Annotated in this window: 14 protein-coding genes; 1 reads left to right on the plus strand and 13 read right to left on the minus strand. The window is 60.5% G+C overall.

What is annotated here, in order from left to right; all coding sequences use genetic code 11:
* Positions 1-2: 2 nt before the first annotated feature.
* The 12 genes from BK662_RS14870 to BK662_RS14925 all read right to left on the minus strand — a co-directional run bounded on the left by BK662_RS14870 (position 3) and on the right by BK662_RS14925 (position 15,007).
* Complete coding sequence (locus BK662_RS14870; protein WP_123358813.1) at positions 3-1,937, minus strand: methyl-accepting chemotaxis protein; 1,935 nt, start codon at positions 1,935-1,937, stop codon at positions 3-5.
* Between the two features lie 149 nt (positions 1,938-2,086).
* Positions 2,087-3,379 carry an adenylosuccinate synthase gene (locus BK662_RS14875; protein ID WP_008068879.1) on the minus strand — a complete coding sequence of 431 codons (1,293 nt, stop codon included), beginning with the start codon at positions 3,377-3,379 and terminating at the stop codon, positions 2,087-2,089.
* A gap of 54 nt (positions 3,380-3,433) precedes the next feature.
* Positions 3,434-4,621 (minus strand): ATP phosphoribosyltransferase regulatory subunit, encoded by a 1,188-nt coding sequence (locus tag BK662_RS14880; protein WP_007902665.1) that lies wholly within the window; start codon positions 4,619-4,621, stop codon positions 3,434-3,436.
* Positions 4,622-4,936: 315 nt separating this feature from the next.
* Positions 4,937-5,806, minus strand: coding sequence for a protease modulator HflC (hflC, locus tag BK662_RS14885; protein ID WP_123358683.1), 870 nt, complete (start codon positions 5,804-5,806; stop codon positions 4,937-4,939).
* Entirely contained in the window at positions 5,806-6,978 is a 1,173-nt protein-coding gene (hflK, locus tag BK662_RS14890; RefSeq protein WP_123358684.1) for an FtsH protease activity modulator HflK, read from the minus strand. The genes hflC and hflK overlap by 1 nt, the downstream gene beginning before the upstream one ends.
* A gap of 96 nt (positions 6,979-7,074) precedes the next feature.
* The gene (gene hflX, locus BK662_RS14895) at positions 7,075-8,376 is read right to left on the minus strand and encodes a ribosome rescue GTPase HflX (protein ID WP_008009827.1); all 1,302 of its coding nucleotides are present in this window, start codon (positions 8,374-8,376) and stop codon (positions 7,075-7,077) included.
* Positions 8,377-8,388: 12 nt separating this feature from the next.
* The gene (hfq, locus tag BK662_RS14900; protein WP_007902656.1) at positions 8,389-8,649 is read right to left on the minus strand and encodes an RNA chaperone Hfq; all 261 of its coding nucleotides are present in this window, start codon (positions 8,647-8,649) and stop codon (positions 8,389-8,391) included.
* Between the two features lie 94 nt (positions 8,650-8,743).
* The gene (miaA, locus tag BK662_RS14905) at positions 8,744-9,715 is read right to left on the minus strand and encodes a tRNA (adenosine(37)-N6)-dimethylallyltransferase MiaA (protein WP_123358685.1); all 972 of its coding nucleotides are present in this window, start codon (positions 9,713-9,715) and stop codon (positions 8,744-8,746) included.
* Positions 9,715-11,625, minus strand: a complete 1,911-nt coding sequence (gene mutL / locus BK662_RS14910; protein WP_123358686.1) for a DNA mismatch repair endonuclease MutL — start codon at positions 11,623-11,625, stop codon at positions 9,715-9,717. Before mutL ends, miaA begins: the two co-directional genes overlap by 1 nt.
* Positions 11,622-13,049: an N-acetylmuramoyl-L-alanine amidase gene (locus BK662_RS14915; protein WP_123358687.1), complete on the minus strand. Its 1,428-nt coding sequence runs from the start codon at positions 13,047-13,049 to the stop codon at positions 11,622-11,624. The genes mutL and BK662_RS14915 overlap by 4 nt, the downstream gene beginning before the upstream one ends.
* Positions 13,050-13,520, minus strand: coding sequence for a tRNA (adenosine(37)-N6)-threonylcarbamoyltransferase complex ATPase subunit type 1 TsaE (gene tsaE, locus BK662_RS14920; protein WP_038978707.1), 471 nt, complete (start codon positions 13,518-13,520; stop codon positions 13,050-13,052).
* Positions 13,508-15,007, minus strand: a complete 1,500-nt coding sequence (locus tag BK662_RS14925) for an NAD(P)H-hydrate dehydratase (RefSeq protein WP_123358688.1) — start codon at positions 15,005-15,007, stop codon at positions 13,508-13,510. Before BK662_RS14925 ends, tsaE begins: the two co-directional genes overlap by 13 nt.
* Before the next feature lie 63 nt (positions 15,008-15,070).
* Here BK662_RS14925 and queG point away from each other — a divergent pair, with 63 nt between their 5' ends.
* On the plus strand, positions 15,071-16,135 hold the full coding sequence (gene queG, locus BK662_RS14930) for a tRNA epoxyqueuosine(34) reductase QueG (protein ID WP_123358689.1): 1,065 nt from the start codon (positions 15,071-15,073) through the stop codon (positions 16,133-16,135).
* 90 nt (positions 16,136-16,225) lie between these two features.
* On the opposite strand, the gene BK662_RS14935 is transcribed toward queG, so the two are convergent.
* Entirely contained in the window at positions 16,226-16,837 is a 612-nt protein-coding gene (locus BK662_RS14935; RefSeq protein WP_007902638.1) for a trimeric intracellular cation channel family protein, read from the minus strand.
* Between the last annotated feature and the right edge of the window lie 89 nt (positions 16,838-16,926).

Here is a 16,926-nt window from a genome sequence, read left to right on the forward strand (position 1 = left end):
CCTTAAGCCCTGAACTGCCCCAGGCTCGCCTTCAACTGCGCCGCCAAGCCATCCAGCACCTTGCCACTGGCCGTGGTTTCCACCACCGCCTGAGCAGCCTTCTCAGCCTGAGCATGGATAGTTTCAACCCGCCCACGCACGGCCTGCGCACCTTGCGCCTGATGCGCCGCGGCCTGGGTCGCCAGACCGATCGCCGCATGCACCTGCTCGACCGACGCCTGCACCGACTGCTGCAACCGCGCACTGTCGCGCAACACCAGCAAACCTTCGCTGGCCTGACGTCCGGCCTGGCCAATCGCTGCAACAGCCTCCCATGCGCCCTGCTGCAACGCAACGATGTGAGCCTGAATGTCGCCGGTTGAGCTCTGAGTCTTGCTCGCCAGTGCCCGCACCTCATCCGCCACTACGGCAAACCCGCGACCGGTCTCGCCGGCACGCGCGGCCTCAATGGCAGCGTTCAACGCCAGCAAATTGGTTTGCTCGGCGATCCCGTGAATCACCGTCAGCACCACTTCAATCTGCTCACTCTGCTGCGCCAGGCGCTCAATGACTTTCGCGCCGGTATCGACCTGTCCGGCCAACGCTTCGATCAGGCCGCCGACTTTCGCCGAGGTCCGTGTGTTTTCATCCGTGGCCTGACGAATGCCCACCACCTGCTGCAAAGCGGCCTGCATGGCATGGCTTTCAGACTGAGCTTCGTCAGCCATTTGCGACAATGCGCGCAAGCTTTCGGCCACTTCATCGCGCTGCATGCCCGCCGCCGCATCCGCACCGGCATTGCGCAGGGTCATGGCGCCGATTTCCACGCCGGTACGCTGGGCCACATCGCCCGCCTCCCGCACGATCGGCTGCAACTTATCCACAAAGCGATTGACCGCCGAGGCCATGTCGCCAATCTCATCCTGGCTGTTGATCTGCACACGCTTGGTCAGATCGCCCTCACCTGCCGCCAGGTCATCCATGGCGGCGATCAGCAGCTTCAAGCGGTTGACCACGCGACGACCCAGCACCACTGCCAGCAACAGCAGCACGGCAAAACCCACCACCGCCAGGCCCATGCCAATGCGCCAACGCAAAGTCCCCGCCGCTTCCTGCACGGCAGTGGTGGTATTGGCTTTCATTTCAGTGGCGGTGGACTGCGCCGATTGCAGACGCCCGCGCATCGCCGCTGCGCTGTCAGCCGCTGCGCCTTTGAGACTGTCGCCCACCAATTGATCGCTGCTGGCGATCAGCGCCGAGAAGCGCTTGTCCAGGGCCGCCAGATCGGTTTCCACGGAGGCGGTCGAGACGCCCATCAAAACTTTGCCGATCTCCACCCCATTGGGGTTGATCGAGGCTTCAAGGTAGTAGACCGACGGATCGTTCTTTGCCGCATCCAGGACCTTGTCCAACGCCCGCTCGCCCTGGCCTTTTTCCAGAAGCGCCTTGTTGATCGGGTTCTCCCGGTTGAGGTAGCGCGTCAGGTGCTGGCCCGTGGCGTCGTCGTAGACCACGAATAACACGTTGGGATTACGCTGGGCACGGCGAGCGAATTCGGACAGGGTGGGAATGTCGCTGTCCCACATGGCGCGGGGTGCGACCGAGGCCAGAAGCTGTGCCATGTCGTTGGCCGATTCCTTCAGGTCCTTCTCCAGCGTCGTACGCAGTTGTGCCTGCTCATCCTTCAGACGCGAAGACAGCCCGGCCGTCAGGCGCTGACGGGTACTGGTGGACAGGTTATCCAGGCTCGACGTGACTTCACGCCCTGCCTGCTCAAGCTCACCAGAGAGCTTTTGGCTGTCGGCGTCCAGGCGCATACCCAAATCAGCTTCCAGTGCAGTCACTGTGCTCCGGGTCAGAGCGACAGCCACCAGCACCTGCACCAAAAGGGCGATACCAAGGGTAACGAACACGGGCCGCAAGAGACGGCTTTGTAACAGTGAGAGAACGGCCGACACTGAAAATCCCTCTGCTTTGACGCCATCAAATTGATAGCACGTCAGAAACGATGCTTTTTCAATGTTCCCAGCAAAGGTCATGCCGTTCGACAGGCATAAACGACAAAGGCCCCAATTAAGGGGCCTTCGTGTTTTACATCAACGACTTATTAAGCGAACGGGTGACGCAGAACGATGGTTTCGTTGCGGTCCGGGCCCGTCGAAATAATGTCGATCGGCGCACCGACCAACTCTTCGACGCGTTTGATGTAGTTGCGTGCAGCCTGAGGCAGCTCTTCCAGGGTCTTGGCACCGACGGTGGATTCGGTCCAGCCTGGCATTTGCTCGTACACCGGCTCCAGGCCAATGTAGCTGTCGGCGTCAGTCGGTGCGTCGATCACTGCACCGTCCTGGTTCTTGTAGCCCACGCAGATGTTGATGGTTTCCAGGCCGTCCAGTACGTCCAGCTTGGTCAGGCACAGGCCCGAAATGCTGTTGACGTCGATGGCGCGACGCAGGATGACGGCGTCGAACCAGCCGCAACGACGAGCACGGCCGGTAGTAGCGCCGAACTCATGGCCACGCTTGGCCAGGAAAGCACCGACGTCGTCGAACAGTTCAGTCGGGAACGGACCCGAACCCACGCGAGTGGTGTAAGCCTTGGTGATGCCGAGGATGTAATCCAGGTACATCGGGCCAAAACCCGAACCGGTGGCGATGCCGCCTGCGGTGGTGTTGGAGCTGGTCACGTACGGGTAGGTACCGTGGTCGATGTCCAGCAGGGAGCCTTGGGCGCCTTCGAACATGATGTCTTTGCCAGCGCGACGCAGCTCGTGCAGTTCAGCGGTGACGTCGACCATCATCGGCTTGAGCAGCTCGGCGTATTCCATGCACTCGTCGAGTGTCTTCTGGAAGTCGATTGCTGGCTCTTTGTAGTAATTGACCAGTACGAAGTTGTGGTAGTCCAGCAACTCGCCCAGCTTGGCGGCGAAACGCTCGCGGTGGAACAGGTCACCGATGCGCAGACCGCGACGGGCAACCTTGTCTTCGTAAGCCGGGCCGATGCCACGACCGGTAGTACCGATCTTCAGCTCGCCGCGGGCCTTTTCACGGGCCTGGTCCAGCGCTACGTGGTAGGACAGGATCAGCGGGCAGGACGGGCTGATACGCAGGCGCTCGCGCACCGGTACGCCTTTCTCTTCCAGCTTGATGATTTCCCGCAGCAGGGCGTCGGGTGCAACCACCACGCCGTTACCGATCAGGCACTGCACGCCTTCGCGCAGCACGCCCGACGGGATCAGGTGCAAGACGGTTTTTTCGCCGTCAATCACCAGGGTGTGGCCAGCGTTGTGGCCACCTTGGTAGCGCACTACGGCGGCAGCATGTTCGGTCAGCAGATCAACGATCTTGCCTTTGCCCTCATCACCCCATTGGGTGCCCAGGACTACGACATTCTTACCCATAACACTTGTCCTCATTCGCGCAAACTTGGTGCCGGCGGCGGCCGGCAGGAAAACTCAAGAAGCCAGCGGCAATACTTGCCAAAGCCCGTTCTGCTGAATCAATTGCCGGTCGCAGTCCGCTTCACGGGCGGCGGCCAAAAGTTGCCCAGGCAATGCCTGAACGACACGCTGACCCTCACTGCGCAACTGGCAAACCTGCTGCCAGAGTGCTGCATCCGTACTGTCAGGCATCCAGATACCGCCAGACGGTAGCTCGATTTCAGCACGCCCCAGGGTCACCAGGGTTTTCAAATCGGTAGAGAAACCAGTTGCCGGACGGGCACGACCGAAGTCGGCGCCGATGTCGTCATAACGACCGCCCTGAGCAATGGACTGGCCAACCCCCGGTACGAACACGGCGAACACTACACCAGTGTGGTAGTGGTAGCCGCGCAACTCGCCCAGATCGAAATACAGCGGTAATTCCGGGAAACGCGTGGACAGACGCTCGGCAATCGCCAGCAAATCGTCCAGAGCCGCCAGCACGGGTGCCGGCGCATTGGCCAGACGCTCACGCGCTGCGCTCAACACTTCACGACCGCCGCACAGGTCGACCAGCGCTCGCAGCATGCCCGACAGATCGGCAGGCAGGCCTTCGGTCAAGGTAATGACCTCGTCGATGGCTTTACGTTGCAACGCATCGAACAACTGTTGCTCGACCTCACCGGACAAACCGGCGGCGCGGGCCAGGCCGCGATAGATGCCGACATGGCCGAGGTCCATGTGCACATCCGGCACATCGGCCAGTTGCAGCATGGCCAGCATCAGGCTGATGACTTCCACATCGCTGCTCGGGCTGGCATCGCCGTACAACTCGGCGCCCAGCTGAATCGGGCTGCGCGAGGACGACAAGGCACGCGGCTGAGCATGCAGCACGCTACCGGCATAGCACAGACGACTTGGACCTTCGCGACGCAGGGTATGCGCATCGATGCGCGCCACTTGCGGCGTGATGTCGGCACGAAAACCCATCTGCCGGCCCGACTGCGGGTCGATGACCTTGAAGGTACGCAGATCGAGGTCCGAGCCCGCGCCGGTCAGCAGGGACTCCAGGTACTCGATATGGGGAGTCACGACAAACTCGTAACCCCAGCTCTGGAACAGATCCAACACCTGGCGACGCGCTACTTCGATGCGCGCCGCTTCTGGTGGCAGTACTTCTTCGATGCCATCTGGCAGCAGCCAGCGGTCTACCGTTGCCATTACGCCATTCCCCTATGATCCGGGCGACAAGCCTTTGGGCGAGCCTTGAGTGAAGCAGAAAATGATCGGCTCATGTGCAAACCACGCGCATGAACAACGGGGCGAAAAGCCTGAAACCGGCTTCGCCAACCACTTTCCTCGAAAAACCTGTCGAGTCATTCAACTCGGGCGCCTGCATAAAAACAGCAATCAAACGTGCAGACGCAAAAAAGCCGGGAATTTCCCGGCTGCCGCATCATACACACGTTTTCCCAAAGGATCACCCCGCCCGAGGCTTTAGCCGCCAGGCGGGGGACGATTCAGGTCAACGCCGTATCAAGGCTTGGCTTTTTCCAGGTAACGGAAGAAGTCGCTGCCCGGGTCCAGGACCATGACGTCGGATTTGTTCGCGAAGCTTTCACGGTAGGCACGCAGGCTACGGTAAAACGCGTAGAACTCCTGGTCCTGGCCGTATGCCTTGGAGTAGATCGCAGCAGCCTGGGCGTCACCGTCACCGCGAACCTCTTCGGATTCACGATAGGCTTCAGCCAGCAGCACGCGGCGTTGACGATCGGCGTCGGCACGGATGCCTTCGGACAGCTCGTTACCCTTGGCGCGGTGCTCGCGAGCTTCACGCTCACGCTCGGTGCTCATACGTTCGAACACGCTGCGGTTCACTTCCTTCGGCAGGTCGATGGTTTTGACCCGGACATCGACAACTTCGATACCCAGCTCTTTTTCCGCCATCTTGTTCAACGAAGCGGTGATGTCTGCCATCAGCGCATCACGCTCACCGGACACCACTTCGTGCAGGGTGCGCTTACCGAACTGGTCACGCAGGCCCGATTCCAGACGACGGGAAAGACGCTCGTCGGCAATCTGCTTGAGGCCGGAAGTCGCGGTGTAGAAGCGCTCGGCATCTTTCACGCGCCACTTGGCGTAGGCATCGACCATTACGGCTTTCTTTTCCAGCGTCAGGAAGCGTTGTGTCGGTGCATCCAGTGTCATCAGGCGCGCGTCGAATTTGCGCACCTTGTTCACGTAAGGCACTTTCACGTGCAGGCCCGGCTGAACATCGGCCTGGACCACGCGACCGAACTGCAGCATCACCGCGCGCTCGGTCTGAGCCACAATGTAGAAGCAGTTCCAGGCAACGATCGCCACGACGACGCCGATAATAAGGGCGATCAGCGATTTATTGCTCATCAGCGACTCTCCCTGGTACGTGCTTGCTGTTGCTGCAGATCAGCTGCCGCACGCGCATTCACTTCATTGCTGCTGGCTGCCGCGCCGGTCACTGAAGCGCCGGGGCTGCGACCACTGTCGATCATCTTGTCCAGCGGCAAGTACAGCAGATTGTTCTGGCCATTCTTGTTACCGGTCACGAGAACCTTGCTGGTGTTGCTGAAGATTTCCTGCATGGTGTCCAGGTACAGACGCTGGCGGGTGACTTCAGGAGCCTTGCGATACTCGGCCACCAGCTTGGTGAAGCGATCAGCCTCACCCTTGGCGCGGGAGACGGTCTCGTCGCGGTAACCGTTGGCATCCTCAAGGATGCGCTGGGCCTGACCACGGGCCTCCGGCACGACGCCATTGGCGTAGGTTTCAGCCTGGTTGCGCGAACGCTGCTCGTCTTCACGGGCGCGGATCACGTCGTCGAAGGCTTCCTGAACTTCACGCGGTGCAGCTGCGCTCTGTACGTTGACCTGGGTGACAGTGATACCGGTGCGATAGGTATCGAGGAAACGTTGCAGACGCTCCTTGATTTCGCTGGCCATCAATTCACGACCTTCGGTCAGCACCTGATCCATGGCGGTAGAACCCACCACGTGACGCAAGGCACTGTCGGTCGCATGCTGCAGACTGATTTCCGGCTGATCGACGTTCAGCACGAAGTCCTGCAGATTGCTGATCTTGTACTGCACGGTCAGCGGCACTTCGACGATGTTTTCGTCTTCAGTCAGCATTTGACCCTGCTTGGTGTAGGCACGCTCACGCGTGACGTTCTCCAGGTACTTGCGATCGATCGGCGGGAAATAGATGTTCAGGCCCGGGCCGACGGTTTCATAGTATTTGCCGAAGCGCAGCACTACGGCTTGCTCCTGCTCGTCGACCACGTAGACAGCGCTGTACAGCCACACGGCCGCCAGCACGACCAGGCCGATGCCGAGCAGGCCGCCGAAGCCGCCACTCTTGCCCGAACCGCCGCCCTCGTCACTGCGTTTTTTACCACCACCGAACAACCCGTTCAGGCTTTCCTGCAGCTTTCGGAAGGCCTCGTCGAGATCCGGTGGTCCCTTGCGGTCGCCGTTATTGCGGCGCTTGCCACCCCAAGGATCCTGATTATTCGAGTTGCCACCCGGCTCATTCCAAGCCATAGCGCTCTCCATCTGATAAAGCAAAGACGCACCCACGGCGCGCCGACCAATGCTACAGAATGCCTGTCACCACGGCACAACCGCTTTCTCAGGCTTTTATTGCAAAGTGTGTTGCTCGATGAACTCCATCGGTTGCAGACCTTCGCGGCTCACGAGTCGATTCAATTCGATCCGTGGCAAGCGAACAGCCAGCAAGCTGATGCCTTCTTCGTCATGCTCTTCTTTTTGCACCGCACCGAGTTCGAAAAACTGCGCACGCAGTCGAGCAAAACGTTGCGGCAAGCGCAAGGTGCCAACAAACAAATCACTGCCTAACAGTTCCGCCACAGCCTGCTTGAGCAGGTCCAGGCCGGTACCGTCCTTGGCCGACAACCAGACCCGCTGCGGTTTGCCATCGGCATCGCGCTGGATCTGCGGCTCAACACCCTCGAGCAAATCGAGTTTGTTGTATACCTCAAGGATCGGCAAGTCTTGCGCCCCGATCTCCCCGAGCACCACCATGACCTGTTCAATCTGGGCCATCCGTTCAGGCTCATGCGCATCGATCACGTGCAGCAGCAGGTCGGAGTTGCTCGACTCTTCGAGCGTAGCCCGAAATGCCTCGACCAGTTTGTGCGGCAAGTGGCGAATGAAGCCCACGGTGTCGGCCAGCACGATCGGCCCGAGGTCATCGAGTTCGAGTCGGCGCAAGGTCGGGTCGAGGGTAGCGAACAGCTGGTCGGCGGCGAAGACATCGGAGTCGGTGACCGAGTTGAACAGCGTCGATTTGCCGGCGTTGGTATAACCCACCAGTGAAACCGTCGGAATGTCAGCACGTTTACGCCCGCGACGAGATTGCTCGCGCTGGCTGCGGACCTTTTCCAGGCGCCCCTTGATCTGCCGCAGGCGAACCCGCAACAGGCGCCGGTCGGTTTCCAGCTGGGTTTCACCCGGGCCGCGCAGACCGATACCGCCCTTCTGCCGCTCAAGGTGAGTCCAGCCACGAACCAGCCGCGTACTCATGTGTTCAAGCTGGGCCAGTTCAACCTGGAGCTTGCCTTCATGGGTGCGGGCGCGTTGGGCGAAGATATCGAGAATCAAACCCGTGCGGTCAATCACGCGACACTCGAAAATACGTTCGAGGTTACGTTCCTGACTGGGCGTGAGGATGTGATTGAAAATCACCAGATCAACCTGTTCGGCGCTGACCAGGTCGCGTAACTCTTCGACCTTGCCACTGCTAATCAGGGTTTTGGCGGTTGGCCGATGACGCGGCACGTTAAAAAACGCGACGGTCTCGGCGCCAGCCGAAATTGCCAACTCCTGAAACTCCTGCGGATCTTCGCGCGCCTCAGGGTCCTGACCATCCAAGTGAACGAGAATTGCCCGTTCACCACCACCGTGGCGCTCAAAGAACAAAGGAGACTCCTATCAGGCGTTACCTGGCTCAGCGTCACCTGCTTCGGATTCGGTTGCGCTAGGCAGACGAATTGGACGAACCGGCACCACTGTAGAGATAGCGTGTTTGTAAACCATTTGGCTAACGGTGTTTTTCAGCAGGATAACGAACTGGTCGAAAGACTCGATCGTGCCTTGCAGTTTGATCCCGTTGACCAGGTAGATGGAAACCCCCACTTTCTCTTTACGTAAAGTATTCAAGTAAGGGTCTTGTAGCGAATGCCCTTTTGACATGTGCCGCACTCCTTTAAGGATTCAATATAAAAAATAGGTAAACAGATGGCTTGGGGCCGTCACACCCCCAAGGATAGACGGCAATTGCAAGGACTCAGCTCAATATGGAGATGGTCCCAAGGTATTTCAAGGCGCGCGGCAGATTGTCGCAATCGAGGCTGTCCAACCAGTGTAAATCAGCCCAACTGCGCAGCCAGGTGAACTGGCGCTTTGCCAATTGGCGCGTGGCAATGATTCCACGCTCCTGCATCTCGGCTTGCGTCAGCTTGCCATCCAGGTAATCCCAGACTTGTCGATAGCCTACAGCACGTATAGACGGCATTCCCGAATGCAGGTCACCTCTATCTCGCAGGGCTACGACCTCGTCGATGAATCCCTGTTCCAACATATTTGTGAATCTTTGTTTAATGCGCTCGTGCAGTACCTGGCGATTTGCCGGAGCGATGGCCAAGTTCGCGACAGTATAGGGCAATTGTTGCAGTCCCGAAGCGGCTGCTTCAGTACTTTGCGCAGATTGTCGCAAGCGTAGCTCAGTCATGCTCTGACCACTGACGCGATAAACTTCCAGCGCGCGACTGAGGCGCTGCGGATCGTTCGGATGAATTCGCGCTGCGGATTGCGGATCAATGACCGCCAACTGATCGTGCAGGGCTTGCCAGCCAAGGCGTGCAGCCTCTTCTTCGATTTGCGCGCGCACATCAGGATCGGCCGCCGGCATGTCGGCCAGACCTTCGAGCAAAGCCTTGTAGTAGAGCATTGTGCCGCCTACCAGCAGCGGAATTTTGCCTCGCGCGGTGATCTCGGCCATGGCCTCGAGCGCATCGCGACGAAAATCCGCAGCGGAATAACTCTCGGCAGGGTCGAGAATATCGATCAAGCGATGCGGAAATTCGGCCAACAACTCTTTGGAAGGCTTGGCGGTGCCAATGTCCATGCCACGGTAAACCAGCGCCGAATCGACGCTGATCAGCTCGCAGGGCAGGACCTTGGTGAGTTCGATGGCCAAGTCGGTCTTGCCGGCAGCCGTCGGCCCCATCAGGAAAATCGCAGGAGGGAGCTGGTTCATCAACGACCGCGCAAAAACAGTTTGTCCAGATCGTCCAGGCCCAATTGGGTCCAGGTCGGTCGGCCATGGTTGCATTGACCGCTGCGTTCGGTGTTTTCCATATCCCGCAGCAGACCGTTCATTTCCGGCAAGGCCAGACGCCGATTCGCGCGAATTGCGCCGTGGCAGGCCATGGTGCCGAGCAGTTCGTTCAGGTGCGCCTGAATCCGGTCGCTGGTGCCGTATTCCATCAAATCCGCCAAAACGTCGCTGACCAATCGATTGGCTTCTGCCTGTTTCAGCAACGCGGGGATCTGCCGGATCGCCAGCGACTCCGGGCCAAGACGCTGCAACTCAAAGCCCAGCCGCTGGAACCACGCGACATGTTCTTCGGCACAATCGGCTTCGCGCTGACTGACCGCCAGGGATTCCGGCACCAACAGCGGCTGACCACTCAAGCCTTCGCTGGCCATCGCGATTTTCAGGCGTTCGTACATGATCCGCTCGTGGGCGGCGTGCATGTCCACCAGCACCAGGCCTTGGGCGTTTTCCGAAAGAATATAGATGCCCTTGAGCTGCGCCAACGCGTAACCCAGTGGCGGAATGTCGTCCTGCCCGGCCGGCAGCGCTACCGCGTTGGCTTCGGGCAATGGCGCGAAGAACTCGCGATAGGCTGCCTGGGCTTCAGCGACGGGCACACCGGACTGAGGCCGCGGCGTGTATTGATACTGATAACCGGCGCCAGCGCCGGAGCCCGCCGTCGTATTAAAGGAAGGTTGTGCCTGAGGCTGTTCCAGCAGCGCATTGGCCGCCAGACGCATTTCGCCCTGCGGACCGAACTCACCGGCGTCGAGCCCGGTGGGCCGGACAATGGCCGTCGCGACAGGCGCGCCCAGATGATCTTCCGGCCGCACATCGCCAAGGGCGCGGTGCAAGGTGCCATAGAGAAAATCGTGAACCATGCGCCCGTCACGGAAGCGTACTTCGTGCTTGGTCGGATGCACGTTGACGTCGACGCCCGCCGGATCGACTTCGAAAAACAGCACGAACGTCGGGTGCCGACCGTTGAACAGCACGTCGCGATAAGCCTGGCGCACCGCGTGGGCCACCAGTTTGTCGCGCACCGCGCGGCCATTTACAAAGAAGTATTGCAAGTCTGCCTGGCTGCGGTTGAAGGTCGGCAACCCGACCCAACCCCACAAGTGCAGGCCATTGCGCTCGATTTCGATCGGCAGCGCCTGCTCCAGAAAACCCGCCCCGCAGATCGCCGCCACACGCCGGGCGCGGGCCGCGTCATCGTGGGCTTCGTGCAGGCTGAGGATGGTTTTGCCGTTGTGGCGCAGATGGAACGCTACATCGAACCGCGCCAGCGCCAGACGCTTGATCACTTCTTGCAGGTGATCGAATTCGGTTTTTTCGGTCTTGAGAAACTTGCGGCGCGCCGGGGTGTTGAAGAACAAATCGCGCACTTCCACTGAAGTCCCCACCGGATGGGCCGCCGGCTGCACGCGAGGCGCCATGTCCCGGCCTTCGGTTTCCACTTGCCAGGCCTGATCGGCATCGCGAGTGCGGGACGTCAGGGTCAGACGCGCCACGGAGCTGATGGACGCCAGCGCCTCACCGCGAAAGCCCAGGCTCATCACCTGCTCAAGATCTTCCAGATTACGAATCTTGCTGGTGGCGTGACGGGCCAGGGCCAGGGGCAGGTCATCGGCAGAAATACCGCTACCATCGTCGCGCACCCGCAGCAGCTTTACGCCGCCCTGCTCCACATCGACATCGATGCGTTTGGCACCGGAGTCGAGGCTGTTCTCCAGCAACTCCTTGATCACCGAGGCCGGGCGCTCAACCACTTCACCGGCGGCAATCTGGTTCGCCAGCCGCGGGCTGAGCAGCTCGATGCGCGCCGTGTTGGTCAGCACCTGGTTCATTCTTTGGCCGCCAGTTCAGTGCCGGGGATGGTCAATGTCTGACCAATCTTCAGCTCGTCGCTCTTGAGGTTGTTGGCGCTGCGCAAGGTGGCCGGAGACACCTGATAGCGCACGGCGATCATCGCCAGGGTTTCGCCCGGACTCACCCGATGGTCACGCGGGCCTTGGGCGATCTTGCCGGAATCGCGCAGCCAGGCAATGTAGGTGCCCGGCGGTGGATTCTGCTGGAAGAACTGCCGTACGCCGCTACTGATAGAACGCGCCAGCGCCTGCTGGTGGTTCGCTGCGGCAAGCTTGGAAGCTTCGTTGGCGTTGGAGATAAAACCGGTTTCCACCAGGATCGACGGGATGTCCGGCGACTTCAGCACCATGAATCCGGCTTGCTCCACGCGCTGTTTGTGCAGCGGTGTGACGCGACCGATGTTGCTCAAGACTTTCTGGCCAACGTTCAGGCTGGAGGTCAGGGAAGCGGTCATCGACAAATCGAGCAGCACGCCGGCCAGCATGCGGTCCTTGTCATCGAGGCTGACGTTGCCGGCACCGCCGATCAAGTCGGAACGGTTCTCGCTGTCGGCCAGCCAACGGGCCGTTTCCGAGGTAGCGCCGCGGTCAGACAGGGCGAACACCGAGGCACCGAACGCGGCAGCCGATGGTGCAGCGTCGGCGTGGATCGAAACGAATAGATCGGCGCCCTTCTTGCGGGCGATTTCGGTACGCCCGCGCAACGGAATGAAGTAATCACCTGTACGCGTCAGTTCGGCGCGGAAGCCTTTCATGCCATTGACCTGACGCTGCAGTTCACGGGCGATCGCCAGCACCACGTCTTTTTCACGCTGACCGCGAGAGCCCGAGGCGCCTGGGTCTTCGCCACCGTGGCCGGCATCGATCACCACAATGATGTCGCGCTTGCCTGCGGGGGCTGGTGGCAGTTTGACCGGCGGATCTACCGGAGTGACCGGCACCGGGGCCACGGTCGCGACGTTAGTCGGCACAGGAATTGGCGCGGCATCGGCGGCGTTATCGAACAGGTCGACCACCAGGCGATTACCGTATTGGGCGTTGGGCGCCAAGGTAAAACTTTTCGGCGTGACGGCCTTTTTCAGGTCGATGACCACTCGCAGGTCGGTCGGCGTACGTTGAGCCGAGCGCATTGCGGTGATCGGAGTATTCGAGGTATTGACGTTCAGCGGCGACCCCAGAGATGCGCCATTGATGTCGATCACCAGCCGGTCCGGGGAGGACAGGGTAAAGACACTGTGCTGGACGGGCCCTGTCAGGTCGAACACCAGTCGCGTGTTGTCCGGCGCCCGCCACAGGCGAACACTGTTGACCTTCGTCTCGGCCACAGCGTCGACGGTCACCGCCAGAAACAACAATCCTACGGCAGCAACCAACGCGCGAAAGCGCATACCTAACCCCATCATTTAATTGGATTCCAATGCCAAAGCGGCACACCACAACTCGCCACGCGAGCCCTGGGGCAAAATTTTCAGCGAACGCCCGCTGTCTTGCGGGCTAATGGTAATGGTCAGGTCGGGCTTTGGCAAAAAGCCTGCACCGTTCCGGGGCCATTCGATCAGGCACAGTGCATCGTCTTCGAAATAGTCGCGGATGCCGAGGTACTCCAGCTCCTCCGGATCGACCAGCCGATACAGGTCGAAATGAAAGGCGCGGACCTCCCCAATCTCGTATGGCTCGACCAGGGTAAAGGTCGGACTTTTTACCGCGCCCGTATGCCCCAGGCCCCGGATGATGCCCCGGGACAGCGTGGTTTTCCCCGCACCCAGATCTCCCTCGAGAAAAATCAGACCGTGCCCTTCAGTGGTTTGTGCGATGCGCGCACCAAACGCGGTCATCGCCTCTTCATCAGCCAGGTACAGGGTTACTTCAGACACGGTGCTTGCTCCTCCAACAACTGACGAATGGCTGGAATCAGATCACTGGCCGCCAGCCCACGGCCGAATTCACCTTGTTGCGCGCCGGCATTGGCGTGCAGCCAGACCGCCAGGCTCGCCGCGTCGTACGCGTCCATGCCCTGAGCGAGCAAGGCGCCGACCAGACCGGCCAGCACATCGCCCAAACCGGCAGATGCCATGGCCGGATGGCCCTGATGACACAACGCCAGACGCCCGTCGGGGCTGGCGATCAAACTGCCGGCGCCCTTGAGGATCACCACCGCTGTATATTTTTTGCTCAATGCATGGGCAGCGGCCGGGCGGTCGGCCTGAACTTCGGCCGTTGATACCCCCAGTAATCGCGCCGCCTCGCCGGGGTGCGGCGTGATAACACAACCTGCGGGCAAACTCACGCCACCTTCGGCCAACAGGTTCAACGCATCGGCGTCCCAGACTTGTGGCAGCGGCGCATTGGCTGCGGCCGACAACAGACTGCGCCCCCAGGCTGCCTGCCCCAGCCCTGGGCCGACGACCAGCACCGTGACCTTCTCAAGCAGCCCCATCAATTGATTGGCCGACGAAGTGCCGAGCACCATAGCTTCAGGCAAACGCGCCAAGGCGGCTGGAACATGCTCGTTGCGGGTGGCCACAGACACCATGCCGGCGCCGCTGCGCAAAGCACTTTGTGCACCGAGCAGGATGGCGCCGCCAAAACCGCGATCACCGCCGATCAGTAATACGTGGCCAAATTTGCCTTTGTGGGACGTTGGAGCGCGCCCGGTCAGACGCGGCACATTACCGACCGTCAGGCGACGAGCAATGACCGTGGCCCCGATAAACGTCTCAGGGGCGGCTTGCAGATCATTGAATACCAAATCGCCAACCACATCCGCAGCGTCACCGGTGAACAGACCCAGCTTCAAACCGATGAACGTCACCGTCAGGTCCGCTCGAACCGCAATGCCAAGTATGCGGCCCGTATCGGCGCACAGTCCCGAAGGGATATCCACCGCTGCAACCGGTAGCCCACTGGCGTTGATCGCGGCAATGACACTGGCGTATGGCTCGCGCACTTCACCGGTCAGGCCCGTGCCGAGCAAGGCATCCAGCACGATGCCGCGTAATTCGCAGTGCGCGTTCCAGCCTTGAATGGCGACGCCTTCGGCTACTGCCTCGGCATGGGCCGATGCGGCATCGCCCTGCAAACGCCCGGGATCACCCGCGGCCAGCACCCGCACGTGCCAGCCGGCACGTCGAGCCAGCACGGCCACCAGGTAACCGTCGCCCGCATTATTGCCGTGGCCGGCCACCACGCTCAATTCGTGCGCCGTCGGCCAATGACGGACCAGCGCGCGCCAGGTCGCCCGCGCCGCACGCTGCATCAATTCGAAGCCCGGTGTACCGGCCGCAATCAGGCTCGCATCGAGCCCTCGGACTTGCGCGGCGCTATACAGCGCGTCGGGTAATTCATCTTTAGTGTGCGGCATGCGTCTTCAGGCTCCGATGTCTGGCAGAATTATACGCACCTCAGCTCCGGTTTCTCTCGCCTCATGCCCGCTATTACTACAGACCTGCCCGCCCTCGCCCAATCCATCAAGGACTGGGGCCGCGAGCTGGGCTTTCAACAAGTCGGCATCAGCGGCCTCGACCTGGCCGAGCATGAGCAGCACCTGGAGCGCTGGCTCGAAGCCGGCTACCACGGCGAAATGGAGTATATGGGCGCCCACGGCAGCAAACGCTCACACCCGGAAGAGCTGGTGCCGGGCACCCTTCGCGTCGTTTCCCTGCGCATGGACTACCTGCCGGGCGACACCGAAATGGCCAAACGCCTGGCCCAACCGGAAAAAGCCTATGTATCCCGTTATGCCTTGGGCCGCGATTACCACAAATTGATCCGTAAACGCGTGCAACAACTCGCGGAAAAAATTCAGGCAGTGATCGGCCCGTTCGGCTATCGCGCCTTTGTCGACAGCGCCCCGGTGCTGGAAAAAGCCATCGCCGAACAGGCTGGCCTTGGCTGGATCGGCAAAAACACCCTGGTCTTGAATCGCAAGGCCGGCAGCTACTTCTTTCTCAGCGAACTGTTCGTCGACTTGCCGCTGCCGGTCGACCCGCCCCACGCCACCGAACACTGCGGTCGCTGCACTGCCTGTCTGGACATCTGCCCGACCAACGCCTTCGTTGGTCCGTATGTACTGGACGCCCGGCGCTGCATTTCGTACCTGACCATCGAACTGAAAAGTGCGATTCCTGAAGATTTACGGCCATTGATCGGCAACCGGGTGTTCGGTTGCGATGACTGCCAGATCGTCTGCCCGTGGAACCGCTTCGCCCGACCTTCCGGCGAAAGCGATTTCAAACCAAGGCACAATCTGGACAACGCAGAATTGGCCGAACTGTTCATGTGGGACGAAGAGAAGTTCCTCAGCAGCACCGAAGGCTCACCGCTCAGACGCGCGGGTTACGAGCGCTGGTTGCGCAATCTGGCGGTCGGTCTGGGTAATGCGCCGTCGAGCATTCCGGTGCTGGAAGCGCTGAAGGCACGGCGGAACTATCCGTCTGAGCTGGTGCGCGAGCATGTCGAATGGGCTTTGAAACAACACGGCCTTGCGTAGGAGCTGCCGCAGGCTGCGATCTTTTGATCTTGAAAAATCAAAGTCAAAAGATCGCAGCCTGCGGCAGCTTCTACTCAGGAATCGTAGGGATCAGGCTTCGTCGTTATAAACAAACTTGGGCATTTCCCAGTGGAAACGGATCGCCAGCAAACGCAGCAGGAAGCCGCCGAACAGGGTGATCAGGATCGACTGTTCGCCGGGTAATTGCAGGTAGATGCAGAGTAAATAGCACCACGCCGCAGCAAACGAGACGCTGGCGTAGAGCTCGCGGCGGAATATCAGTGGGATGTCGTTGCAGAAGATGTCCCGCAGGATGCCACCGAACACCCCGGTGATCACACCGCTGACCGAAGCCACCAACATGCCGTGGCCCATTTCCAGGGCCGTCATGCAGCCGATCAGGGTGAACGCCACCAGGCCCACCGCGTCGAGCACCAGAAACAGCGAACGCAGGTGGCGCATCCAGCGAGCGATGAAGATCGTCAGCATCGCCGCGACGGAGGTCAGCACCAGGTATTCCGGGTGTTTGACCCAGGTCAGCGGGTAGTGGCCGAGCAGCACGTCACGCACCGAACCGCCGCCCAATGCGGTGACGCACGCAATCAACACCACGCCAAACCAGTCCATGCCGCGACGGCCCGCAGACAGGGCGCCAGTCATGGCTTCGGCAGTAATGGCGATCAGGTAGAGCATCAGCAACATGGTGGCGGTCCTTGCAGGAAGGCGCGCAGTCTACTCAGATCGTCAGGGCACCAAAAGGGGGCAAGAGAAAGCACAGAGAAACCTGTGGC

This window comes from Pseudomonas frederiksbergensis (assembly GCF_003732275.1).
GTDB lineage: Bacteria > Pseudomonadota > Gammaproteobacteria > Pseudomonadales > Pseudomonadaceae > Aquipseudomonas > Aquipseudomonas frederiksbergensis_H.